Genomic DNA, 24,610 nt, shown 5'->3' with positions numbered 1-24,610 from the left:
GATGGGAGTTGATTCGCAACTCATCGGGGATGAATCCCCTCGCCACGGGTCATCATCGCCGGGCGCGTTAAATTTGCCGGGGCAACAAACGTTCTAGCTTGGATAAAGCCTGCTTCATGGCTGACACAGGTAGGGCAATGAAGATTTCTCGACGATGGTTCATGGCGGGTCTGGCGCTGACCGGCGCTGCCGTGCCTGCGGCGTATTTCGGGCATCGTGAATGGACGAAGCCGGACCCGACGATCACCCCGGGCGAAGCGTCTTTCGATGTCGCGGACATGGCCGGGCAGCGCCTGGCGAATGCGTTGCGCGGGGTGTGGGATATCCGTTTCGAAGGTGCCGATGCCGGCCTCGAAGGCTTGCCGCTCAAGGGCCTGCAAGTGTTTCTCGACATCGGCCAGAAGGGGCGCGGTGTGTGCGGTTTTCTCGACACGCCAGAGCGCCTGCGTTCCGCTGAAACCCCGCGTTATCGAATTCTGGGCGACCTCGCGAAAGCCGATGCGGCGAAACTGAGCTGGCGCCTGATCGGCGCCGATGGCCAGATCAGTTATGAGCTGGAGATGATCCTCGATGAGGTCTGGGCCGACTTCGGTAATGCCGGTAGTGGTACGCTCAGCGGCAAGGCTTTGCGCCTGGACCGCTCACTGGCCTTGCCGGCGCAGGACAATCGCTTCGTCGCCGTCAAGCGGCTGTTTCCCGAAGCGCGCGAGCGCACGCCGCTCAACCCGACGTTGCTGGCGTGGTTGATCTCCCCCGAGCATCGCCTGTTTCACCAGTTGTGGCATGCGACTCGGGACAAGTGGCACAAACTGCCCGAGGACAAACGCGAGGCCTTGCGCGGCATCGGCTGGCAGCCCGGCCCGCGCGACAAGGAGCGCGATGCCCGTGGTCCGCGCAAGGATCGCAATGGCTCGGGCGTGGACTTTTTCTTCATGCACCGGCACATGCTCGGGACGGCGCGCTCGATGCAGGAATTGCCATCCTGGGCGTTTTTCCCGCTGCCGCAGCCGGAGCTGATCCGCGACCGCGTCGGCTTCGCCCGCTATTTCGACAATCACGACGGCACGGCCTTGCCGCCGACCTGGACGGCGGCGGGCGATGACGAATTCAGCCAGTGGGTCAGCGACATCAAGACTGCCGAGACTTACGAAAGCAACTTCCAGGTCTGGGAGTCGCAGTATCGCGATCCGGCGTATCTGGCCCGGCTTACCCTCGGCCAGTTCGGCTCCGAAGTCGAGTTGGGCCTGCATGACTGGCTGCACATGCGCTGGGCCTCCGTGCCACGCGATCCGTCCAACGGTCAGCCGGTGCCGTTTGCCCGCGATCCGGCGGACTTCGCGGCGCGTTGGTACAACGCCGAAAACGATTTCCTCGGCGATCCGTTTTCTTCCCACGTCAACCCGACGTTCTGGCATTTCCATGGCTGGATCGATGATCGCATCGAGGACTGGTTCCGCGCCCATGAGCGTTTCCATCCGGGTGAAGTCACGCGGCTGCAGGTCAATGGCGTGCCATGGTTTGCCCCGGGGCGCTGGGTGGAAGTCGACGACCCGTGGCTCGGGCCGATCACCCATGGCTGCAGCACCACGCCGGGATTGCAGATGGGCAAGTCGGTGGAGATGGATCCGGAAACCATGAAGCTGGCGCTGCGCATCACCTTCATCACCGACGAGGAAAAACTCGCCGGCCTGTTCCGCCGCGTGCCGCAACGGCCATGGTATGCGCGCAATCTGAAGCCTAAAACCAGCCCGACTTGAGGGCTGCGTTATCGTTCTTCGCGAGCAAGCCCGCTCCCACAGGGTTATGTGTCAGACAATAATGTCCGGGCTGACCCCTGCATGAGAACGCATTCTTACTGATGGAACGCGTTCAAATGTGGGAGCGGGCTTGCTCGCGAAAGCAATCTGTCAAACGCTGCAATTACCGGGCCTGCCAACCCCCACCCAACGCCTTGTACAACGCAATGCTCGCCTGCACTCGTGACAGCCGTAGTTGTGCATGTTGATCCTGGGCCGCGTACAGCGTGCGCTGGGTTTCCAACACGGTCAGCAAGTCTTCAGCGCCAGCCTGGTAACGGCTCTGCGCGATGTCGAATGCGGTCTGCGCCTGATTCAGTTCTTCGTTCTGCCACAACCGCTGCTCATCCAGGCGGCGAATGCTATTGAGCGCTTTTTCCACATCGGCGAAACCGTTGATGATCGCCCCACGGTAAGTTTCCAGCAGCTCTTGCTGGCGCGCAGAGGCCTTGTCGCGTTCAGCGCCGAGGCGACCGTTATTGAAAATCGGTGCGACCAGTCCGGCGGTCAGGTTGTAGAAAGGGCTGCGGATCAAATCGTCGAACTGATTGGCGCCCGAGCCGAGTTGGGCGGTCAGGGTCAGTGCCGGCAACATGGCCGCGCGAGCGACTTTGACGTCAGCTTCGGCGGCGGCCAGTTGGGCTTCGGCGCGTGCGATGTCCGGACGATGCGTGAGCAACTCGCTGGGCACGCCGGCGGCGATGTCTGGCCATTGCAGGTGCTCGAAGGACTCTGTCGCCGACAGTTGCTGCACCGGTCGGCCGAGGAGGGCGGCGAGGCTGATCAGCGCGTCCTGGGCTTGCTGTTGCACGCGCGGCAATTGCCATTGCTGGGCGGCGACCAGGCTCTTCTGTTGCGCCAGTTCCAGCGCGGTGGCTGAGCCTGAATCAAACCGCGTCTGCACCAGTTTCAGCACGCTTTGCGCGTTGGCCAGATTGAGTTCGGCGATGCGGCTCTGCTCGCGTAGCGACAAGGTTTGCGCATACGTGCTGGCAACGCCGCTGAGCAATGTCAGCTCGACCGTCGCCCGGTCGAATTCGCTGGCCTGCAGAGCGAACTGCGCACTGTCGCGCGACGCGCGTTTGCCGCCCCAGAAATCGATTTCGTAGGTGGCGCTCAGGTTGGTATCGAAATAGTCCACCGCCTTGTTGCTGCTGTTGGCATCGAGTTGGCTGTAGCCATTGCCGCGCAGCAGTTTCTGCCGATTGGCATTCAGACCGGCCTTGACCTCCGGCAACTGTGAGCCGCCAGCGATGACGGTGCCCGCCTGCGCCTGACGCACTCGAGCGACGGCGGCCGCGAGGTCGAAACTGCCGACGCGAGCCTGTTCGATCAGACGATCCAGTTCCGGGCTGCCAAATTGCGTCCACCACTGCGGGTTGTTGCGGGCAACGCTGGCGCCATGGGGCGACTGCCAGGCAGTTGGCGTTTGCACGCCACTGTCCGGGCGTTGAACGGGACTGCCGCAGGCACTGAGGAGCAGGCACACGGTCAACAGGCTGAGGCGCGGTTTCATAGATCGATCATTCACTGGTAAGGGCCGTGACCGGGTCGAGCCGGGCAGCTTTGCGGGCAGGCATGAAGCCGAAGACAACACCGGTGACCAGGGCGCAGCCGAACGCGCCGAGTACCGCCATCAAGGAAAAGGCCACGGCCACTTCGCTGAGAATCAGCACGCCGCCGACGATCAAGGCCAGGGCGATCCCGGCAATGCCGCCGACCACCGAGAGCATCACCGCTTCGGTGAGGAACTGTCGGAGGATGTCGCGCTGACGGGCGCCGGTGGCCATGCGAATGCCAATCTCGCGGGTTCGTTCGCGCACGGTCATGAGCATGATGTTCATCACGCCGATGCCGCCGACCAGCAGCGAAATTGCGGCAATCGAACCGAGCATCAGCGACAGGGTGTTCTGGGTACGCGCCTCGGCCTGAATCATCGCGGCGTTGTTGGTCAGTTCGAAATCCTTCTTGCCGTTGTGCAGGCGCAGCATCAGTTGCTCGATGGCCTGCTCGGTGTCCTTGACCTTGCGCGCGTCGGCGGCGGCAATGGCCACGTATTCCGGATTGCGCGTGCCGAACAGCCGGACGCTGGCCGCCGAATAGGGGATGGCGATGCGGTTATCACTGTCGGAGTCGCCGGAGCTGGCGCCCTTTTCGGCGAGCACGCCGACCACCTGGAACGGCACATTCTCGATCAGGATGAATTGGCCGATCGGGTTCGGCACATCCTTGAGCAGTTTGCTGCGGACTTTGTGGCCGATCACCGCGACGGCTGCAGCGTTCTGCTCATCGGCCTCGGTGAAGTAATTGCCTTGCACCACCGGCCAGTTGAAGATCGCCGGGAAGTTGGTGTCGTTGCCGCCGACGTAACTCAGGTGGTCGGCATTGCCGTAACGTACGCCGGCCTCGGCGCCGTTGACCGGCATGATCCGCTGCACTTGCGGCAGGCTGGCCAGCGCGTGCACATCGTCGAGGGTGATGATCCCCGGCGGCGTGCGCGGGTTGGGCGCCGAGCCGCTGAGGTAAATAATGTTCGAACCGAAGGCGCCCATCTGCGCCATCACCTGGCGTTTGCTGCCTTCACCAACCGCCAGCATCACCACCACCGATGCCACGCCGATGATGATCCCGAGCAGGGTCAGCGCGGTGCGAAAGCGGTTGATCCACATCACCCGCCACGCCGCGTGCAGGGCATCGACCAGTTCGCCTTTCCAGGCGCCGGTGGCTTCGGCGCCGTCGGCCAGACGCTGGCGCAGATCCACCGCTTGCAGGGCGCCGGGGTTGGCGCTGGTCTGGGCGTGGGGATTGTCGCGGGCGCTGTCGCTGATGATCAGGCCGTCGCGGATTTCGATGATTCGTTTGGCCCGGGCCGCGACTTCGCGGTCGTGGGTGATGAGGATCACCACGTGGCCCTGGCTCGCCAGCTCATCGAGCAGCGTCATCACTTCTTTGCCGCTGTGGCTGTCGAGGGCGCCGGTGGGTTCGTCGGCGAGGATGATGTGGCCGCCGTTCATCAACGCCCGGGCAATCGACACTCGTTGCTGCTGGCCACCGGACAACTGATGCGGACGATTGCCGGTGCGCGAGGCCAGACCGAGGCGTTCGAGCAGGGCAGCGGCGCGGGCGTGACGCTCGCCGGCCGGGGTGCCGGCATAGATCGCCGGCATCTCGACGTTTTCCTGGGCCGAGCCGGACGGAATCAGGTGATAACCCTGGAACACAAATCCAAAGGCTTCGCGGCGCAGCCAGGCCAGCTCGTCGCTGTCGAGGCCGGCGACGTTTTCCCCGGCAAAGCGGTACTCGCCGGAGGTTGGGCGGTCGAGGCAGCCGAGGATATTCATCAGGGTCGATTTGCCGGAGCCGGATGCGCCGACAATCGCCACGAATTCACCAGCGTGAATCGACAGGTCGATGCCGCGTAACACGTGAACTTCAGGCGCGTCACCGCCGCCGTAGGATTTGCGAATGTCCTGCAGATCGATCAGAGGCGTTTGCATTCAGCCTCCGCTGCCGTCGACCGGGCCGATCAACAGGTGATCGCCTTCGTTGAGGCCGTCGACGATCTGCACCTTGAGCCGGTCGCTGATGCCGGTGCGTACCTCGCGTTGCTGGATGTCGCCGTTGGCCGCCACCACCTGCGCGGTTTGCAGGTTGGCCGTGGTGCTGCCCTGCAACGCGGCGACCGGCGCGGTGAGCACGCCTTTGGCCTGATTGGCGACGAAAAACACCTGGGTGGTCATCTCGGCCATCAAGGCGTTGTCGGCGTTATCGACGTCGAGCAAAACCGTGTACAGCACAACGCGGGCGCTGCCGCTTTTACTGCTGCTGGCTGGGCTGCCGCCGCCTTGGCTGGTCTGGTCCAGCGGCTTGGGCGGCACCGGCAGAATCTGCCGCACGGTGCTGCTCCAGCGCCGCTGGCCGCCGCTGAGGGTGGTGAAGTAGGCGGTCATGCCCGGTTTGACGTGACCGATGTCAGCCTCGGAAACCTCGGCCCACACGGTCATCGGTGACAGCTTGGCGATGCGCAGGATCAGCGGCGTCTGCTGTTGCGCGTTGAGGGTCTGGCCTTCGCGGGCGTCGAGGGCAACCACGGTGCCGGCCATCGGCGCGTAGATCCGCGTGTAGCCGAGTTCGGCCTGATCGCTGCGCAGGCTCGCCTCAGCCTGGCGGATCTGCGCCTGGAACATGTCGATGCGCGCCTGAGTGGCTTTCAGTTCGGCGCGGGCGGTTTGCACGTCTTCTTCACGGGTGGCGCCGCCGGCCACGAGATTCTGCTGGCGCTGATATTTCTGCCGCGCCAGTTCATGCTGGGCGCGCTGCTCCTGCAATTGCGCCTTGAGGTTTTCGATCGAGAAGCGCCCGGCGTCGAGTTTGGCCTTCTGCGTGGACGGATCAATCTCCACCAGCAGTTGACCTTCCTTGACCACGTCACCGACTTCGACATGAATTTTCTGGATCTGCCCGGAGGCCTGCGCACCGACATCGACATATCGGCGCGGTTGCAGGGTGCCCAGTGCGGTGACGCTGCTTTCGATGTCGCCACGGCTGACTTGCACCGTGGCGAAGCGGTCGCGGCCCGGCGGCATGATTTGCCACGCGGCGTAGGCAACAACGGGAATCAGACATAGGACTGCGAGCAGGGCGCGTCGAGCGGGGCGGGGACGTTTCATGCAGGGTTCCGGCCAGTGGAATTCGGCCCGTCGTCCGGCTGCACGCCACAGCGCGCAGCCGCAGAACGCTGTCGCAGGGCGCGACAGACACGGGGAGCTGTCCTGTAAACGATGAATACGCGGGGGAATTTAAGCGAAGACACAGGATGTTACAGGTATGGAACGGCACTATTTAGCGGGCAACGACAAACGCCACTTTAAATCTATATGAGAATTACTATAAATTACGCACCTCAAGTTGCCACTATCTTGCTACCCCGTGTTTGCGGGGCCGTCGATCAGTGTGCTCAAGGATCGAATCCGCATCGAAGCGGCCGGGAGTCATGTTGGAAAACTACTATCGCGAGCTGGTGTGTTTCCTGAACGCCAAGCTCGGCAACCGTCAGGTCGCCGAAGATGTGGTGCATGACGCTTATGTGCGGGTTCTGGAACGCTCCAGCGACACGCCCATCGAGCAGCCGCGGGCGTTTCTTTATCGCACGGCGCTGAATCTGGTGATCGACGATCATCGGCGCAACGCCTTGCGTCAGGTCGAACCGCTGGAAGTGCTCGACAACGAGGAGCGCTATTTCACCCCGTCGCCCCACGGCACCCTCGATCACGGCCAGCGTCTGGAGATGCTCCAGCGCGCACTGGCGGAATTGTCGCCGCTGTGTCGCGACAGTTTTCTGCTGCGCAAGATCGAAGGCCTGTCGCACCCGCAGATCGCCGAACAGCTGGGGATTTCCAAGGCACTGGTGGAAAAACACATCGTCAACGCGATGAAGCATTGCCGCCTGCGCATCAAGCAATGGGATGCCCATTGAGCCGCCATCGCTAAATTTTATTTCACTGTCCTCGTTCCTACTCAACAGACGACCTGCTGTCCTGCCAAGGCCAGTCGGGTCACTTAGGCTCTCCTTTCCCCTTGTTGAGGGGTTCATCCAGAGGACACTGGAAATGACTCAGGCAATTGCATCGCCCATCGTTCACGACCTGATCGGCGTCGGTTTCGGCCCTTCGAACCTGGCGCTGGCCATCGCTCTGCAAGAGCGCGGCCCGACCCACGGCGAGCTGGATGTGCTGTTCCTCGACAAGCAGGCCAACTACAGCTGGCACGGCAACACCCTGTCGACCCAAAGCGAATTGCAGATTTCCTTCCTCAAGGATCTGGTGACCCTGCGCAACCCGACCAGCCCGTACTCGTTCGTCAACTACCTGAAGGCTCACGGCCGCCTGGTCGACTTCATCAACCTCGGCACCTTCTACCCGTGCCGCATGGAGTACAACGACTACTTGCGCTGGGTCGCCGGGCAGTTCACTGAGCAGAGCCGCTATGGCGAAGAAGTGCTGACCATCGAACCGGTGCTGCACAACCATCAGGTTGAAGCGCTGCGCGTGATCTCCCGCGACAGCGAAGGCCAGCAGTTCGTGCGCACTGCGCGTTCGGTGGTGGTCAGTGCCGGCGGCACGCCGCGGATTCCTGAAGCGTTCAAGGCGCTGAAGGGCGACAGCCGCGTGTTCCACCACTCGCAGTATCTGTCGCAGATGGCCAAGCAGCCGTGTGTGAACAACCAACCGATGAGCATCGCGATCATCGGCGGCGGGCAGAGCGCGGCGGAAGCCTTTATCGATCTGAACGATTCGTTCCCGTCGGTGCAGGTCGACATGATCCTGCGCGGTTCGGCCCTCAAGCCTGCGGATGACAGCCCGTTCGTCAACGAAGTGTTCTCGCCGGAGTTCACCGATCTGGTGTTCCAGCAAAACAGCGCCGAGCGTGAACGGCTGGTCAACGAGTACCACAACACCAACTACTCGGTGGTCGACATCGACCTGATCGAGCGCATCTACGGCATCTTCTATCGGCAGAAAGTCTCGGGCATTGCCCGTCATGCGTTCCGTACCCTGACCACCGTCGAGAGCGCCACCGCCACCGAACGCGGCATCGAACTGGCGGTGCGCAACAACGCCACCGGCGAAGTCACCGTGCGCCTCTATGACGCCGTGGTCCTGGCCACCGGTTACGAGCGGCAGATGCACCGCAAACTGCTGGCACCGCTGGAAGAATACCTCGGTGATTTCGAGGTCGATCGCAACTACAAACTGATCACCGACGAACGCTGCAAGGCCGGTCTGTACATGCAGGGCTTCTGCCAGGCCAGCCATGGACTGAGTGATACGTTGCTGTCGGTGTTGCCGGTGCGTGCCGACGAGATTGCCGGCTCGCTGTATGAGCATGGCAAGAACCGTGGGCATCGTTCGGTGGCGGATCTGTTGTTGGCGACGGCAAGCTGATTTTGTAGCGCCTCACATACCGCTTTCGCGAGCAAGCCCGCTCCCACATTGGCTCTCTGTTGACCACAAAATCTGTGTTCAATGAAGATCCCCCTGTGGGAGCGAGCCTGCTCGCGAAGGGGCCGTCAAAAACACCCTGAAATCTGAATCCTGAACCCTTCCTGAACACCCGCCACATTCCCCGGCACACTTCCTTTTGCGGGTTTACTCTCAAATCATCGAGGCGTAAGCTTCGCGCGTTTTCATCAATAGCGGAGACCCACAGTGGGTACTTGTTCGAGTGACAGTTGTCGGCCGGTCTCGGTAACCGGCAGATTCTCGGCAAGATAACGCGCAGCCTTTCTCTGCCGTTGTCTCGCCGTAAAGCGAGCAGCGGCATCCCGATCATGGTCAGTTGAGACCATGTCCCGACGTCCTTCTCATCGACACTGAAAGTGTGTGGTTTCGACCGTGTGGTCGCGATCGCAAACCTATCGACACGCCTGTCCTTTGTGATCGGCGCGCCAAGCCTTGCCGTGCCGGATTTTCCGGCGCACGAGGCGCGGTCGTACCTGCTCGACGGTTTCCCGGCTGACCATAGGGGCAACAGCCATGAAACTTACGCTCAAGGAATTTTTCGCAGGCTTCCTGCGTACACGCCACATCGCCCGGCACTTCCGCCGTCTGGCGCTGCTGGAATCGATCACCGACACCACGGTCAGCCGTGAAGTGCCGCCAACCCTGGCCAACACCCTGGTCGATGCGGCCCATCGCGACAGCGGTGAACTGCTGTCGTCGCTGGGCACTCACACCGACGGCCTGACCGATTTTGAAGTCGACGCCCTGCGTGCGCAGTACGGCCTCAACGAAGTCGAGCACGAGCAGCCGCTGCCATGGTGGACCCATCTGTGGCACTGCTACAAAAACCCGTTCAACCTGCTGCTGACCCTGTTGGCGGTGATCTCGTGGCTGACCGAAGACCTGAAAGCCGCCACGGTGATTTTCTCCATGGTGGTGCTGTCGACGCTGCTGCGCTTCTGGCAGGAAAGCAAATCCAATCAGGCCGCCGACGCGCTCAAGGCAATGGTCAGCAACACCGCCACGGTGATGCGCCGCGACGAGCCGCGCGTCGAACTGCCGATCAAGCAGCTGGTGCCGGGCGACCTGATCGTGCTGTCCGCCGGCGACATGATTCCTGCCGACTGCCGAGTGCTCAGCGCCAAGGACCTGTTCGTCAGCCAGGCGGCGATGACCGGTGAATCGATGCCGGTGGAAAAATTCGCCCGTCAGGCCGACCGCGACACGCGCAATCCGCTGGAGCTGGAGAACATTCTGTTCATGGGCACCAACGTGGTGTCCGGTACGGCGGTGGCGGTGATTCTCACCACCGGCAACAGCACCTATTTCGGCGCGCTGGCGCAGCGGGTCGGCGCGACTGACCGCGCGGTAACCTCGTTCCAGCTGGGCGTGAACAAAGTCAGCTGGCTGCTGATCCGCTTCATGTTCGTCATGGCGCCGCTGGTGCTGTTCATCAACGGTTTCACCAAGGGCGACTGGACCGAAGCGCTGCTGTTCGCGCTGTCGATTGCCGTGGGCCTGACCCCGGAAATGCTGCCGATGATCGTCACCTCGACTCTGGCCAAAGGTGCGGTGTTCCTGTCGCGCAAAAAGGTGATCGTCAAGCGTCTGGACGCGATCCAGAACTTCGGCGCCATGGACGTGCTGTGCACCGACAAGACCGGCACCCTGACCCAGGACAAGATCTTCCTCGCGCGCAATGTCGACGTCTGGGGTGAAGACTCCGATGACGTGCTGGAAATGGCCTACCTCAACAGCTACTACCAGACCGGGCTGAAGAACCTGCTCGACGTGGCGGTGCTGGAACATGTGGAAATTCACCGTGAACTGAAAGTCGGCACGGCATTTCGCAAGGTCGATGAGGTTCCGTTCGACTTCAATCGCCGGCGCATGTCGGTGGTGGTCGAAGGGCGTGGCCAGCCACATCAACTGATCTGCAAAGGTGCGGTGGAAGAAGTGCTGGCGGTGTGCACCCGTGTGCAGCACGGTGACGTCGAGGAAGCCTTGAGCGATGAATTGCTGACCCGGATTCGTCAGGTCACCGCAGCATTCAACGCTGAAGGCTTGCGCGTGGTGGCAGTGGCTGCCCGCTCGATGCCGGAAGGTCGCGACACTTACAGCCTGGCCGATGAGCAGGAACTGACGCTGATCGGTTATGTGGCCTTCCTCGATCCACCGAAGGAAAGCACCGCACCGGCGCTCAAGGCGCTGGCCGAGCACGGCGTCGCGGTCAAAGTGCTGACCGGTGACAACGAACTGGTGACCGCGAAGATTTGCCGCGAAGTCGGTCTGGCACAACAGGGCTTGCTGCTGGGCAACGATGTCGAGCGCATGAGCGACGCCGAGCTGGCGGTGGCGGTGGAGAAAACCAACGTGTTCGCCAAGCTGACGCCGTCGCACAAGGAGCGCATCGTGCGCATCCTCAAGGGCAACGGGCATGTGGTCGGCTTCATGGGTGACGGCATCAACGACGCCCCGGCGCTGCGCACCGCCGACATCGGGATCTCGGTAGACAGTGCGGTGGATATCGCCAAGGAAGCCGCCGACATCATCCTTTTGGAGAAGAGCCTGATGGTGCTGGAGGAGGGCGTGCTCGAAGGGCGGCGGACCTTCGCCAACATGCTCAAGTACATCAAGATGACTGCCAGCTCGAACTTCGGCAACGTGTTCTCGGTGCTGGTCGCCAGCGCGTTCATTCCGTTCCTGCCGATGCTGCCGATGCATCTGCTGGTACAGAACCTGCTCTACGACATTTCGCAGATCGCGATTCCGTTCGACAACGTCGACAAGGAGATGCTGAAGAAGCCGCAACGCTGGCAGCCGGCTGATGTCGGGCGCTTCATGCTGTTCTTCGGCCCGATCAGTTCGATCTTTGACATCCTGACGTTCGCCTTGATGTGGTATGTGTTCGATGCCAACACCCCGGATCACCAGACGCTGTTCCAGTCCGGCTGGTTCGTGGTGGGGCTGCTGACCCAGACGCTGATCGTGCACATGATCCGCACGCCGAAGATTCCGTTCCTGCAAAGCCGTGCAGCCATGCCGTTGCTGGTGATGACCGGGATCATCATGGCGGTCGGGATCTTCCTGCCGATGGGGCCGCTGGCCAACTACTTCAAACTGCAGGCGCTGCCGTCGCTGTATTTCGTGTTCCTGCCGATGATCCTGCTGGCATACATGGCGCTGACCCAGGCGGTGAAAGGCTTCTACATCCGCCGGTTCGGCTGGCAATAACAACAGGACAACGCTGTTCCCTCTGTAGGAGTGAGCCTGCTCGCGATGGCAATCTGTCAGTCAAAATTTCAACGACTGACACACCGCTATCGCGAGCAGGCTCACTCCTACAGGGGATTCGGATGTTTTCAAGGACAAGACTATGCAAGCCATCAACAACCTCAACCTGACTTCTTTGCTCGACACGTTGGTCAGCCTCAGCGCAGCGTTCATCCTCGGTGGCCTGATCGGGTTCGAGCGCCAGTACCGGCAACGCACCGCCGGCCTGCGTACCAACGTGCTGGTGGCGGTCGGCGCGGCGATTTTTGTCGACATGGCCAACCGTCTCGGCGGTGCTGAAGGCGCGGTGCGGGTGGTCGCCTACGTGGTCTCCGGCATCGGCTTTCTCGGTGCCGGGGTGATCATGCGCGAAGAGGGGAACGTCCGTGGCCTCAATACCGCCGCGACTCTGTGGACTTCCGCCGCTGTCGGTGCCTGCGCCGGTGCCGACCTGCTGGCCGAAGCGCTGCTCGGCACGCTGTTCATTCTGGCCGCCAACACCTTGCTGCGGCCGATCGTCAACAACATCAACCGCCAGCCACTGGACGTGGTCTCGGCCGAAGTCACCAACATTGTCTATGTCATCGCCCGGCGCTCACAGCAGAAAGCCGTGTTCGCCCTGCTCGAAGCCGAGCTGGAGCGCAGCAATTACCCGGCCAGCGACGTCGATGTACACGCCTTCGGTGCCGACGAAATCGAGATCGAAGCGACGCTGGCGACGACTTCGGTCGACGGCGATGAACTCGATGCGCTGGTGGCGCGGATTTCGACTTCAGCGCTGGTGGTGCAGGCGTTCTGGAGTCCGAGTACCACCGAATAAGGCAACAACGTCGGGCAGCCATTCGGCATGGCTCATGAGTGCGGATGAATGACCGGTTTTTTAGGAAAAGTCCTACAGAACTGCTCCTGCGGCTTGCGTAGTCTTGGCGCACCCGTCCACCTCCACGAGATCGAGCATGATCAATAAAGCCCTGCGTATCCTGATTGCCGATTCGCAGCATTTTCACCGGATGAAAATCGAGCGCCTGTTCAATGGCCTTGAATACTTCCGGGTTGCTCCGGTACAGAGTCTGCTTGAGCTGCTGACCCTGGTGGACTACGGCTGTGAACCGTTCGACGTCGTGCTCATCAACGCCGAGCTGGCGGCCGGATCGCTGGACCTGCCGGGGTTTTTCCTCAACAACCCGCAGGTGCGCCACGCCCTGATCTATAACGAGCCCTCGGCACCTGCGCTGACGCCCGCAGGCTTCGCTCAGGAAAACCTGCAGATCAGCCCCGTCGCCTTGCCCAATGCGGCCGCGATCAAGCACCTGATGGCGCGGGTCGACGTTGCCCCGGTGTGTGCAGCTCATGCCTGGAACCCGGCGCCAGCCTTGCAACGCCGGGCTTGAGCACGAATTACGTTTTTGCGCAACTGTCAGATCTGACAGGTAGATACGACTGGCTTCCCGTGTAACAGTTCTTGCGCAGCCACCCCGGCGGAACAGCCGCTACCGGTGGCGCCATCGTTTTGTTTTTGCCCTGGGAGCGGTCATGAAGTCAGCGCTGATCGTCGACGATCATCCGGTGGTGCGGGCTGCCGTGAAACTTGTGCTCGAAGCCGAAAGGTTCAGGGTGATTCATGAAGCGTCGAGCGCCAGCGAAGCCCTGGAGCTTAGCCGTGAGCACAAACCGGAACTGGTGATACTTGATCTCAAGTTGCCGGGGGTGGGTGGACTGGAAGCGCTGGAGCGGCTGAAGGCCAACGACCCCAACTGCAGGGTGCTGATCTTTACTTCTCAGGATCCGCTGCACTATCAGGATCGCTGTCTGCGTGGCGGCGCCATGGGTTACGTGGCCAAAACCAACCAGTTGCTGCAATTGCACAAGGCTGTCCAGGCGCTGATGTCGGGCTACTCCTATTTTGCTGCACTGCCTGATAACGGCCTTGCGTCGACCCCGTCGCACCGTAGCGAAAAACAGCTGATCGACGAGCTCTCCAACCGAGAACTGAACATTCTCGTGCAGTTGGCTCTGGATAAGCCCAACAAGAAAATCGCCGCTGAAATGTTCCTCAGCCACAAGACCGTCAGCACCTACAAAACCCGCTTGATAAAAAAACTGGGGCTGCACTCAAAGTCAGCGGTGTACTTGCGCGAATTCGCCAAGCGCAACCATTTGATCTGAGTAGCACAGTGAATCTGCGACGCTGGTGGTGCGTGCTGTGGGTGAGCCTCACGGCCACCTGCTGGGCTGGTGAACCGCCACAGCCACTGGAGTTGTTGAGCCAGGCGGCACTGGAAAATATCCGGGTTCCGCTCGCCCCCCAGGATCAACAGTGGCTACGCCGCCATCCGACGTTGCGCATGGGGATTTCCGGGCCCGATTATCCACCGTTCGAGATCACGCGGAATCGGCAGGAGCTGGAAGGTCTCACCGCCGACTATGCCGAGCTGCTGACGCAATTGCTCGGGGTGCGGATCGAGGTGCAACGCTACGCAAACCGCGACGCGGTGATGAGCGCACTCAAGCGCGGCGAACTCGATCTGCTGGGCACCTCGAACAATTTCGAGCTGGCCGACCCGGATTTCATCTTGTCGCGCCCCTACGCCGAAGACCAACCGATGCTGGTGACCCGGCTCGACGAAACGTTACCGGGCGACCTGGCAGGCAAGCGCATCGCCATGGTCGAGGACTACCTGCCGCTGACCAGCGTGCAGGCGTTCTACCCCGACGCGAAGGTGCAGCGTTACGCCTCGGCAATGGATGCGCTGGGTGCGGTGGCGTTCGGTGTCGATGACGGCTATCTCGGCGATCTGATCAGTGCCAATTACCTGATCAACACCAATTACCGCAATGACCTGCAACTGGCCGGGCCTTCGGGCCTGGATGCCAATCCCTTCGGTTTCGCCCTGCTGCGCAGTGAGGTGCGCCTCAAACGCATCATCGACAGGACGCTGGCGGCGATTCCCATGGAGCGTCGTCAACTGATCGAGCAGCGCTGGAGCGCAGGGCGCGCGCAAATGGCCGCGCAGTCGCAGGTACGCCTCAGTGTCAGCGAGCAGCAGTGGCTGGAGCAACATCCTCGGGTGCGGGTCGGCGTGATCGAAGACTTCGCACCGCTGACGTTTTTTGATGCCGACGGACGATTCAACGGGCTGTCGGCGCAGTTGCTCAACCTGATCAGTCAGCGTACCGGGCTGCAATTCGAAGTGGTTCGGGGGCGTTCGCTGGATCGTCAGATTGAGCAGCTCAAGGCCGGTGAACTCGACGTGTTGCCGGTGGTGACCCCGAGCAGCGAACGGGAAACCGAGCTGCAATTCACCCGTGCCTACCTGAATAATCCGTTTGTGCTGGTCAGCGCGACGACGGCCGGCAGCCCGCGCAGCCTCGCCGATCTGCCGGGCAAGCGGCTGGCGATTTATCGCGGTCATCCATTGCACGACTTTATTCTGCAGCAGGTGCCCGGGATTCGCCTGGTGGAGGTGCGCAGCCCGGCCGAGGGGCATGGAGCAGATCGCCAAAGGCCAGGCCGACGTGACGGTCAGCTCACTGCTGGTGGCGCGGTTTCTGATTGCCCGTCATTACCGCGAGCGCCTGCGCATCACCAACACGATCGGCGATCAGCCGGCACGCATTGCGCTGGCGACCGCAGCGCAGGATACGTCGCTGCACACGATTCTGAACAAGGCGTTGCTGAGCATCGCGCCGCAGCAGATGGACGAACTGGTCGAGCGCTGGAGCCATGACGTGGTCGTGGAAGAGAGCTACTGGCAGCGTCATCGCCGCGAAATCCTGCTGGCGTTTGCCGGTGCGGCAGGGCTGCTGTTGCTGGCCTTGGCCTGGATCGGTTTTCAGCGCTCGCAGCTGCGTCAGCGTCAACAGTGGCTGCAGCAGTTGCAGCAGGCCAAGGATGCCGCCGACGACGCCAATCGGGCCAAGACTACGTTTCTGGCGACCATGAGCCATGAAATCCGCACGCCGATGAATGCCCTGATCGGCATGCTCGAAATGGCCCTCAAGCGTGCCGAGGAGGGCGTCACCGACAAGCTGGCAATCGAGGTCGCGTCCGCTGCCGGCCAGCAATTACTGGCGTTGATCGGTGACATTCTCGATATCGCACGTATCGAGTCCGGGCATTTGTCCCTCGCGCCGCAGCGGGCCAATCTGCGCGAACAAGTGATCGCGGTGTGCCGCGTATTCGAAGGGCTGGCGCGGGAGAAACGCCTGCTGTGGCAGGTCGAACTGGATGCGCACAGTGACGTCGACGTCATGCTCGACCCGACACGCTTCAAGCAAGTGCTGTCAAACCTGTTGAGCAACGCGATCAAGTTCACCGAGCAGGGTCAGGTGAGCCTGCGTTTGTCATGCTCTGCGATGCCGTCCGGGATCCTGGCGGTCGCGGTGGTGATCGCAGACAGCGGAATCGGCATCAGTGCCGATGACCGCAAACGCCTGTTCAGTCCGTTCGTCCAGGCCGCTAACCAGGGCCAGTCAGCGCGTAGCGGCTCGGGACTGGGCCTGGTGATCAGCCGTAACCTCTGCGAAATGATGGGTGGCACACTGCACCTGGACAGCGAGCCGGGGCATGGAACGCGGGTTGAGGTAAACCTGCAGTTGCCGCTGTTGACCGCGCTCGAACCCGAGACGGCAGGCCCGCAAGTGGCGGACACGCCAGCGCGTTCGCTGAGCGTGCTGGTGGTGGACGATCATCCGGTCAACCGCTTGCTCCTGTGCCGGCAACTGAGTGAACTGGGCCACGCTACGGTCGATGTCGAGGATGGTGAGCTGGGCTTGCAGCGCTGGCGAACACAGGCTTTCGATGTGCTGATCACCGATTGCAACATGCCCCGGCGCAACGGTTACGAACTCGCTCGGACACTTCGTGAAGAAGAGGCGGCGAGCGGTCGGGCACGCTGCCTGATCCTCGGCTTCACTGCCAACGCGCAGGTCGAGGAGAAAGTCCGTTGTCTTGAGGCCGGCATGGACGATTGTCTGTTCAAGCCGATTCGCTTGCACGATCTGCAACAGGCATTGAAGGCGGCCAGTCGCGGTGACGGTGACCAGCTGTCGGACCCGGCACCGCCGTTGCCCGAGATCGACCTGAGCGCGCTTGAACAGATGGCCGGGGACAATCCTGCAGTGATGCAGCGCCTGCGCGAACAAGTGTTGCGCAGTCTGCACGAGGATCTGCAACGGCTGGACGCTGCGCGCCAGCCACAGGATCTGAGCGAATTAAGCACTCTGGCGCATCACATCAAGGGCGGTGCGCAAATGGTCGGTGCGGCGCGGGTGGCGGCGGCGTGCAGCGATCTCGAACAGGCGTGCCGCGACGCCGAAACCCTGGCTGTCCACCGCTCGGCGGATGCGCTGCGCACGGCCATGCTCGGCCTCGCGCAGCGGCTTCAGGACTGAGCGATCAATCCCACTGCGGGGCAATGCCTTTCGGGCTGGTCAGGCGATGGCCGCGCTCCAGACCGGCGATCAGCGCCATGTCGGATTCGCTCAGGGTCAGCGTGGTGGCGCCGAGGTTACTCTGCAGGTTGGCGCGTTTGGTCGACGATGGAATCACCGCGTAACCCGACTGCATCGCCCAGGCCAGGGTGACTTGCGCCGGGGTCGCTTGCAGGCGTTCAGCGATCTGCTGAATCACCGGATCCTTCAGCACTTCGCCATAGGCAAGGGTCATGTAGGAGGTGATCTGGATGCCCTGGCTGCGGGCGAACTCGACCACTTTGCGGTTTTGCAGGTACGGGTGCAGTTCGATCTGGTTGGTGGCGATGTTTTCCGCGCCAACCGCGGCGATGGCCTGTTGCATCAGCTCGATGGTGAAGTTGGACACCCCGATCTGCCGGGTCAGGCCCAGACGCTTGGCTTCGAGCAGCGCGCCCATGAATTCGGCGACCGGCACCTGATCTTCCGGCGACGGCCAGTGGATCAGCGTCAGGTCGAGGTAGTCGGTCTGCAGTTTCTGCAGGCTTTCCTTGAGGCTCTCGATCAGACGATCCTTGGCGAAGTTGGCGATCCAGATCTTGCTGGTGATGAACAACTCTTCGCGAGCAATGCCGCTGGCGGCGATGGCCTGGCCGACCTCGGCTTCGTTCTCGTAGATCTGCGCGGTGTCGATGGCGCGGTAACCGAGTTCAAGGCCGGTGCGCACCGAATCGATGACCACCTGACCTTGCAGGCGAAACGTACCCAGACCAAAAGCGGGAACAGACATTGATGACTCCAGGGTTGCAGTGGGAATGGGCAGGAGTATCCGCGTCTGTGTCCTTGAGAAAAACCGCTGGTGGGGCAAAGCACTGTTGAGCAGAAGTCATGAATCTTTCCCGATAGTGGTGTTGTCTGGACCGGCCCTTCGCGAGAAAGCCCGCTCCCGCAAGGATCGAGATTCAACGGTGGGACTGTTCTATAAATGGAACGCTAAAGCCGGTTTTTGCCGTCTAGTCCTAAAAACGCTATGGATTTAAGCTTAATCCATTGCGTCACCCACCTTTTCTGGAGGCAACCATGAAAAACATCATCGGTATCTACACCAGCCCTCGCGGCCATTGGGTCGGCGATGGTTTCCCGGTGCGCACTCTGTTTTCCTATGACAACCTGGGCAAACACATCAGCCCGTTCCTGCTGCTCGATCACGCAGGACCGGCCGAATTCACCCCGACCACCGAGCGCCGTGGCGTCGGCCAGCACCCGCACCGTGGTTTTGAAACGGTGACCATCGTCTACGACGGCGAAGTGCAGCACCGCGACTCCACCGGCAGCGGCGGCACCATCGGCCCCGGCGATGTGCAGTGGATGACCGCCGCGTCCGGGATTCTCCACGAGGAGTTCCACTCGGATGATTTCGCCAGAACCGGCGGCAAGCTGGAAATGGTGCAGCTGTGGGTCAACCTGCCGGCCAAGGACAAAATGGCTGCGCCCGGCTACCAGACCATACTCGACGACGATATTCCCAATATCGCGCTGAAGGACGACGCCGGCCGGCTGCGGCTGATCGCTGGTGAGTTCGAGGGGCATACAGGCCCGTCGCACACCTTCACGCCGATCGACGTCTGGGACCTGCGGCTGAACGCCGGCAAGTTGCTGACGCTCGATCTGCACGAAGGGCGCAACACCGCGCTGGTGCTGTTGAAAGGTTCGGTGCAGATCAACGGCGTGGAAACCGCGGGTGTCGGGCAGTTGGTGCTGTTCGAGCGCGACGGTCGTCAGTTGACCCTTGAGGCCAGTGAAGACGCCGTGGTGCTGCTGCTCAGCGGCGAGCCGATCGACGAACCGATTGTCGGCCATGGCCCGTTCGTGATGAACACCGAGCAGGAAATTCATCAGGCATTCGCCGACTTCCAGTCCGGGCGTTTTGGCCAAATGCACGGGTAAATTCTCACCCCTGTGGGAGCGGGCTTGCTCGCGAAAGCGCAGTGCCAGTCAATGCATGTCTGACTGACCCTCCGCCATCGCGAGCAAGCCCGCTCCCACATTTGTTTTCGGGTGTTTTTGCGCGGGCGTTCTTCCTCTGAAATCAATTACTCCTACACTTGCCCAATCTGTGCGATCTTCTCGCGACCGGGCCCTGTCGGAGTGCTTTGATGTTGTCTTTTTTGACCGAACATCCGTTGTTTTGCGCGTTGATCCTGATCCTCCTCGATCTGGGCCTGTGGCGCCTGATCAGCTCCCGTGGCAGCGAGTGGAAGCTGCTGGTGCGGGTACTGATTTTCAGCCTGTTCAGCGTGCTGTTGTTCAACGAAGGCCTCAATCCGATGGAGCCGGCGCCGTGGGCCGACAACGTGCCGCTGCACCTGGCGGCGACCGGCTTGCAGATCGGCTGGTGGCTGTTCGGCGCGCGCACCCTTACCGTGCTGATCGGTGCGGTGATGATGCAGCGGGTCGGGCACACCGGGCGGCTGTTGCAGGATCTGCTCGGTGCGGTGATTTTCCTGATCGCGATTATCGCGGCCCTGGCCTACGTGCTGGATCTGCCGGTCAAAGGTGTGCTGGCGACGTCCGGGGCTTTGGCGATCATCGTCGGTCTGGCGTTGCAGAGCACGCTCAGCGATGTGTTTTCCGGGATCGTGCTCAACACCACCAAGCCCTATCAGATCGATGACTGGATCTCGATCGATGGCACCGAAGGCCGGGTTATCGATATCGACTGGCGCGCCACGCGTTTGCAGACCAGTCAGGGCAGCATGGCAGTGATTCCCAACTCGCTGGCGGCCAAGGCCAAGATCATCAACTTCAGCCGACCGAGCAACATGTTCGGAGTCGCCGTCAGCGTCCAGGTCAGCCCGCATGCCCGGCCCAATACGGTGATCGACGCGCTGGAGCGGGCGATGCAGGGTTGCCGTCCGCTGCTGGACAATCCCTCGCCAAGCGTCGCGCTGAAAAGCTCCAGCAGCGCCGGTGCGGAATATGAAATCAGCGGTTTTGTCTCGTCGATGGATCAGAAGCGCTCGGTGCGCAATCAGCTGTTCGATCTGGCTTACCGGCATCTGCAGGCATCCGGGATCAATCTGTTGTCGAGTGTCGAACCGATCGTCGCCGGCAACCTCTCGCGGCCGCGGGCGCTGCTCGACAGTTCGCCGATTTTCTCCACGCTGCGCCAGGAAGAGAAAGACACCTTCAGCCAAAACATGACCCTGCAAACCTTCCGTGCCGGCGAGACGATCCTCGAGGCCGGGGAGGTCAGTGATCATTTGTTCATCATCGAATCGGGTGTGGTCACCGTGACCTTGACCCGCCATGGCAGCCCGTTCGAATCCGGGCGCATGGGGCCGGGGGAGGTGATCGGCGAGGCCGGCATCCTCTCCGATTCGTCGGTGCCGGCGACCTTCGCGGCGAAAACCTTCTGCGCGTTGTATCGCATCGAGAAGACCTACCTGAAGCCGTGTCTGGATGCCCGCCACGACATCAACGAGGCGATGAAAGCTTTGCTCGATTATCGCCTGCACAAGGCCCAGACCCTGACTCAGGACGTGCCGACCGTGGTGGCGAAAACCGGGTTCCTGCACTGGTTGCGCAATCGCGTGTGAGGGGTGGTCTACTCGTCTTCCGGGAGATTGGCTATTTGTCCGGGGCAAGTGCGGGACTACCTTAGTCACACATTCACTGGCCCCGGAAATTCAATCATGAAAGCTCGTACCGATTTCTACACCGCCTCCCCAGACGCCCTGAAAGCGATGATCGCCCTGGAAACCGCGGTCTCGAAACTGCCGCTGGAAAAGACCCTGATCGAACTGGTCAAGCTGCGCGCTTCGCAGATCAACGGCTGTGCGTTCTGCATCGACATGCACACCGCTGACGCGATCAAGGGCGGCGAAACCCCGCGCCGGCTGTTCGCCGTCACCGCGTGGCGTGAAGCGCCATTCTTCACCGAGCGCGAACGTGCTGCGCTGCTGTGGACCGAGTCGCTGACCCAACTGAGCCTGACCCACGCCCCGGACGAAGACTACGACATCGTCGCGGCGCAATTCACGCCCAAGGAAATGGTCGACCTGAGCGTGGCGATCAACACCATCAACAGCTGGAACCGTCTGGCCGTGGGCTTCCGCAAAACCCCACAGCTCTAAGCCCCAGACACAATCTTATGTAGGAGTGAGCCTGCTCGCGATAGCGATTATCCGTTCAACATCAATGTTGAATGAACTGGCGCCATCGCGAGCAGGCTCACTCCTACAGGGGGCATGCATTGCAGATTTGGATCAATGCCCATCCGCACTCGGCGCGGCCGGTGGTTGTACCTTGCGCATCAAGGGCACCATCGCCGTGGCGATGATGAAGCACAGCATGATCATCAAAAAGGTATCGCCGTAGGTCTGGGTCTGCGCCTCGCGGTAGGTCAGCAGCCACAGTTGACGCAGGCCTGCGGTGACGCCGACGTCACCACTCTGACCCAGTGTCGCCAGGTTGCCACCGACCTGCGCCAGCCACTGATTCATCGCCTCGTTGCTGCTGTTCAAATGCTCGGCCAGGCGAGTGAAGTGCAGGTTGGTGCGGTCATTGAGAATGGTCGCGCACGCGGCAATCCCGATCGCTCCGCCCAGATTGCGCATCAGGTTGAACAGCCCCGAAGCGTGCTTCAAGCGCGCCGGTGCCAAGCCCCCCAAGGTCAGCGTCACCGCCGGTGGCACTGCCAGTTGCTGGGCAATTCCGCGCAGCGCTTGCGGCAGCAGCAACTGACCGGCGCCCCAGTCGTGGGTGATCGGACTGAACTCCCACATCGACACCGCAAACAAGCCCAGGCCGATCATCATGATCCAGCGCAGATCCATGCGATTGGCGAGAAAGGCGTACAGCGGAATCGCCATGATCTGGAACACCCCGGTGGAAAAAACCGCCAGACCAATGTCCAGCGCGCTGTAGCCACGCACCCGTCCAAGAAACAGCGGAGTCAGGTAAATCGTTGCGAACAGACCGATCCCGGTGACAAAGGAAAAGAAACAGCCCAGGGCAAAATTGCGATCCTTGAGTGCGCGCAGATCGACGATCGGATTGGCCACGTGCAAGGTGCGCCCGATAAAGGCCAGACCCGCCAGACCGCTGATCCACGCCGTGGTCAGAATCGTTTGATCGCTGAACCAGTTCCAGCGCGGGCCTTCTTCGAGGGTGTATTCCAGGCAGCCGAGAAATAGCGCGAGAAACACCATGCTCAGGTAGTCCGCGCCCTTGAGCAGCGCCAGTTCCGGCTGGTCGATCTTCAGCAGCATCGGCACGGCCACGGCGACGAAAATCCCCGGCACCAGGTTGATGTAGAACAGCCAGTGCCACGATGAAATGTCGGTGATCCAGCCGCCGATCACCGGCCCCAGGGTCGGCGCCAGCGAAGCCACCGCACCGATGGTTGCGGCGGCGATCACCCGTTGTTTGCCGGTGAAGAAAAAGAACGCGGTGGTGAACACCAGCGGAATCATCGAACCGCCTAGAAAGCCTTGCAGCGCCCGAAAGGCGATCATGCTCTGGATGTTCCAGGCCACGCCGCAGAGCAGGCTGGCCAGAGTAAAACCGACCGCCGAGGCGCAAAACAGCCAGCGCGTGGAGAACACCCGCGACAGCCAGCCCGACAACGGGATCACGATGATTTCGGCGATCAGGTAACTGGTCTGCACCCAGGCGGTTTCGTCGGTGCCGGCCGAGAGCCCACCGCCGATGTCGCGCAGCGAGGCTGAGACGATCTGGATGTCCAGCAGCGCAATGAACATGCCGATGCACATCGTGGCGAAGGCGAACACTTTGGTCGCGGTGGCCATGTCGGCGGCGTTGAACGGTTGCGCCGGGGCGGTGAGGGCGGTGCTCATGGCGCGACGGCCACGGCGCTGGTTTCGGCTTGCGCGCGGGTGTCGACTTCAGCGGTCACCGATAGCCCCGGCCGCAGATGGCCGAGCACGCCATCAGCCGGATCGAGGAGGATTCGCACCGGTACCCGCTGGACGATTTTGGTGAAGTTGCCGGTGGCGTTCTCCGGCGGTAGAACGCTGAATTGCGAGCCGGTGGCGGGGGCGAGGCTGTCGAGGCGGCCGTGGAATTCCTGGCCGGAGAGCACGTCGGCACGGATGCTCACCCGTTGCCCGGGTTGCATCCGCGCCAGTTGATCCTCCTTGAAATTGGCATCGACCCACAGACCGCTGGCCGGCACCACCGACAACTGTTGCGAACCCGCCTGGGCATAGGCGCCGACCCGCGCGCGGCGGTTGCCGATCACGCCGTCAACCGGCGCGCGCAGCTCGGTGTAGCCGAGGTTCAGTTGCGCCAGATCACGCTCGGCCCGGGCTTGTTGCAGGGCGGCGCGGGCCTGTTGTTTCTGGGTGTCGATCACCGCCAGTTGGCGCTGTGCGGCAAGCAATTCGGCCTGGGCGCGGGCACTCAGGGCCTGGGCGGTCTTGAAGGTGGCGTCGGCGCGTTGGGCGCTTTCCACCGACACGGCATTGGTGCTGACCAGACGTTTGTAACGCGCATTGTCATCCCGCGAGCGGGCGGTTTCGGCACCGGCGGCATCGATGCCGGCGCGGGCCTGGCCGATCACCGCTTGCTGCAGTTGTTCAGTGGCGTCGAGGTTGGCCAGCAGCGCCTCCTCGGCGGCAACCGCGCCTTCGGCTTTGGCGAGGTTGGCGCGATAGTCACGTGCGTCGAGGCGGATCAGCACGTCACCGGCCTTCACCGATTGGTTGTCGCTGACCAGCACTTCTTCGATGTAACCGGCGACCTTCGGCCCGATCACCGTCACGTCGCCACCGATGTAGGCATCGTCAGTCTCTTCAAGAAAACGCCCGGTGCCCCACCAATGACTGGCGTAAACGCCGACCACGACCAGCGCGACCAGGCCAGAGCCGGTCAGCAGCAGGCGTTTGCGCAGTGGCGGTTTGGCGGGGGTGACCGGGGCAGACAGGTCTGGCTCAACGGTTGGCATGCTGGTCATGGCGTAATACCTGCGGAAACGGGCTGTTATTACGGCTGTAATATGACGCAAGTAATATTTTGTGGCAATTATGTTTTTGTGCCAATCGTCAGTTGCTTACCCGGCCTCGGGGTTTGGAGCGGTTTCGATTAAATGACAGCGCCAGTAAT

At 61.8% G+C, this 24,610-nt stretch carries 16 protein-coding genes and 1 pseudogene; 11 read left to right on the top strand and 6 right to left on the bottom strand.

Going from position 1 to position 24,610, the window contains the following annotated elements; translation table 11 throughout:
• Positions 1 to 137: 137 nt before the first annotated feature.
• The gene (gene pvdP / locus LVD08_RS12910) at positions 138 to 1,757 is read left to right on the top strand and encodes a pyoverdine maturation tyrosinase PvdP (protein WP_247268324.1); all 1,620 of its coding nucleotides are present in this window, start codon (positions 138 to 140) and stop codon (positions 1,755 to 1,757) included.
• Positions 1,758 to 1,920: 163 nt separating this feature from the next.
• Here pvdP and LVD08_RS12905 read toward each other — a convergent pair whose 3' ends face one another.
• The 3 genes from LVD08_RS12905 to LVD08_RS12895 are packed head-to-tail and all read right to left on the bottom strand — an operon-like array spanning position 1,921 to position 6,466.
• Positions 1,921 to 3,312 carry an efflux transporter outer membrane subunit gene (locus LVD08_RS12905; RefSeq protein ID WP_247268323.1) on the bottom strand — a complete coding sequence of 464 codons (1,392 nt, stop codon included), beginning with the start codon at positions 3,310 to 3,312 and terminating at the stop codon, positions 1,921 to 1,923.
• A gap of 7 nt (positions 3,313 to 3,319) precedes the next feature.
• Positions 3,320 to 5,293 carry a MacB family efflux pump subunit gene (locus LVD08_RS12900; protein ID WP_247268322.1) on the bottom strand — a complete coding sequence of 658 codons (1,974 nt, stop codon included), beginning with the start codon at positions 5,291 to 5,293 and terminating at the stop codon, positions 3,320 to 3,322.
• Complete coding sequence (locus LVD08_RS12895; protein WP_247268321.1) at positions 5,294 to 6,466, bottom strand: efflux RND transporter periplasmic adaptor subunit; 1,173 nt, start codon at positions 6,464 to 6,466, stop codon at positions 5,294 to 5,296.
• Between the two features lie 323 nt (positions 6,467 to 6,789).
• On the opposite strand from LVD08_RS12895, the gene LVD08_RS12890 reads away from it, so the two are divergent.
• The 7 genes and pseudogenes from LVD08_RS12890 (at position 6,790) to LVD08_RS12860 (ending at position 17,464) form a co-directional block, all read left to right on the top strand.
• Positions 6,790 to 7,272 carry a sigma-70 family RNA polymerase sigma factor gene (locus LVD08_RS12890; protein ID WP_274621188.1) on the top strand — a complete coding sequence of 161 codons (483 nt, stop codon included), beginning with the start codon at positions 6,790 to 6,792 and terminating at the stop codon, positions 7,270 to 7,272.
• Between the two features lie 133 nt (positions 7,273 to 7,405).
• Entirely contained in the window at positions 7,406 to 8,740 is a 1,335-nt protein-coding gene (locus tag LVD08_RS12885) for a lysine N(6)-hydroxylase/L-ornithine N(5)-oxygenase family protein (protein ID WP_145596388.1), read from the top strand.
• Positions 8,741 to 9,331: 591 nt separating this feature from the next.
• On the top strand, positions 9,332 to 12,031 hold the full coding sequence (gene mgtA / locus LVD08_RS12880; protein ID WP_247268320.1) for a magnesium-translocating P-type ATPase: 2,700 nt from the start codon (positions 9,332 to 9,334) through the stop codon (positions 12,029 to 12,031).
• Between the two features lie 142 nt (positions 12,032 to 12,173).
• Positions 12,174 to 12,890: an MgtC/SapB family protein gene (locus LVD08_RS12875; protein WP_095138705.1), complete on the top strand. Its 717-nt coding sequence runs from the start codon at positions 12,174 to 12,176 to the stop codon at positions 12,888 to 12,890.
• Positions 12,891 to 13,026: 136 nt separating this feature from the next.
• Positions 13,027 to 13,461, top strand: coding sequence for a chemotaxis protein CheY (locus tag LVD08_RS12870; RefSeq protein ID WP_247268319.1), 435 nt, complete (start codon positions 13,027 to 13,029; stop codon positions 13,459 to 13,461).
• A 142-nt stretch (positions 13,462 to 13,603) separates the two neighbouring features.
• Positions 13,604 to 14,236, top strand: coding sequence for a response regulator transcription factor (locus LVD08_RS12865; RefSeq protein ID WP_247268318.1), 633 nt, complete (start codon positions 13,604 to 13,606; stop codon positions 14,234 to 14,236).
• A gap of 8 nt (positions 14,237 to 14,244) precedes the next feature.
• Positions 14,245 to 17,464: pseudogene (locus LVD08_RS12860) on the top strand (transporter substrate-binding domain-containing protein).
• Positions 17,465 to 17,468: 4 nt separating this feature from the next.
• Here the strand turns inward: LVD08_RS12860 and dkgB are convergent.
• Positions 17,469 to 18,272, bottom strand: a complete 804-nt coding sequence (gene dkgB, locus LVD08_RS12855; protein ID WP_247268317.1) for a 2,5-didehydrogluconate reductase DkgB — start codon at positions 18,270 to 18,272, stop codon at positions 17,469 to 17,471.
• A gap of 290 nt (positions 18,273 to 18,562) precedes the next feature.
• On the opposite strand from dkgB, the gene LVD08_RS12850 reads away from it, so the two are divergent.
• From LVD08_RS12850 to LVD08_RS12840, 3 genes are all read left to right on the top strand, one after another.
• Positions 18,563 to 19,429, top strand: coding sequence for a pirin family protein (locus LVD08_RS12850; RefSeq protein WP_247268316.1), 867 nt, complete (start codon positions 18,563 to 18,565; stop codon positions 19,427 to 19,429).
• Positions 19,430 to 19,638: 209 nt separating this feature from the next.
• Complete coding sequence (locus tag LVD08_RS12845; protein WP_247268315.1) at positions 19,639 to 21,081, top strand: mechanosensitive ion channel domain-containing protein; 1,443 nt, start codon at positions 19,639 to 19,641, stop codon at positions 21,079 to 21,081.
• 96 nt (positions 21,082 to 21,177) lie between these two features.
• Positions 21,178 to 21,618, top strand: coding sequence for a carboxymuconolactone decarboxylase family protein (locus LVD08_RS12840; protein ID WP_247268314.1), 441 nt, complete (start codon positions 21,178 to 21,180; stop codon positions 21,616 to 21,618).
• Positions 21,619 to 21,750: 132 nt separating this feature from the next.
• Here LVD08_RS12840 and LVD08_RS12835 read toward each other — a convergent pair whose 3' ends face one another.
• Complete coding sequence (locus tag LVD08_RS12835) at positions 21,751 to 23,343, bottom strand: DHA2 family efflux MFS transporter permease subunit (RefSeq protein ID WP_247268313.1); 1,593 nt, start codon at positions 23,341 to 23,343, stop codon at positions 21,751 to 21,753.
• Positions 23,340 to 24,461 (bottom strand): HlyD family secretion protein, encoded by a 1,122-nt coding sequence (locus tag LVD08_RS12830; protein ID WP_247268312.1) that lies wholly within the window; start codon positions 24,459 to 24,461, stop codon positions 23,340 to 23,342. Before LVD08_RS12830 ends, LVD08_RS12835 begins: the two co-directional genes overlap by 4 nt.
• Positions 24,462 to 24,610: the final 149 nt, after the last annotated feature.

The organism is Pseudomonas sp. YL2, from assembly GCF_023063025.1.
Taxonomy (GTDB): Bacteria; Pseudomonadota; Gammaproteobacteria; order Pseudomonadales; family Pseudomonadaceae; genus Aquipseudomonas; species Aquipseudomonas putida_A.
The sequence above is the reverse complement of the archived record's forward strand: the minus strand, read 5'-3'. Positions and strand labels throughout refer to the sequence as shown.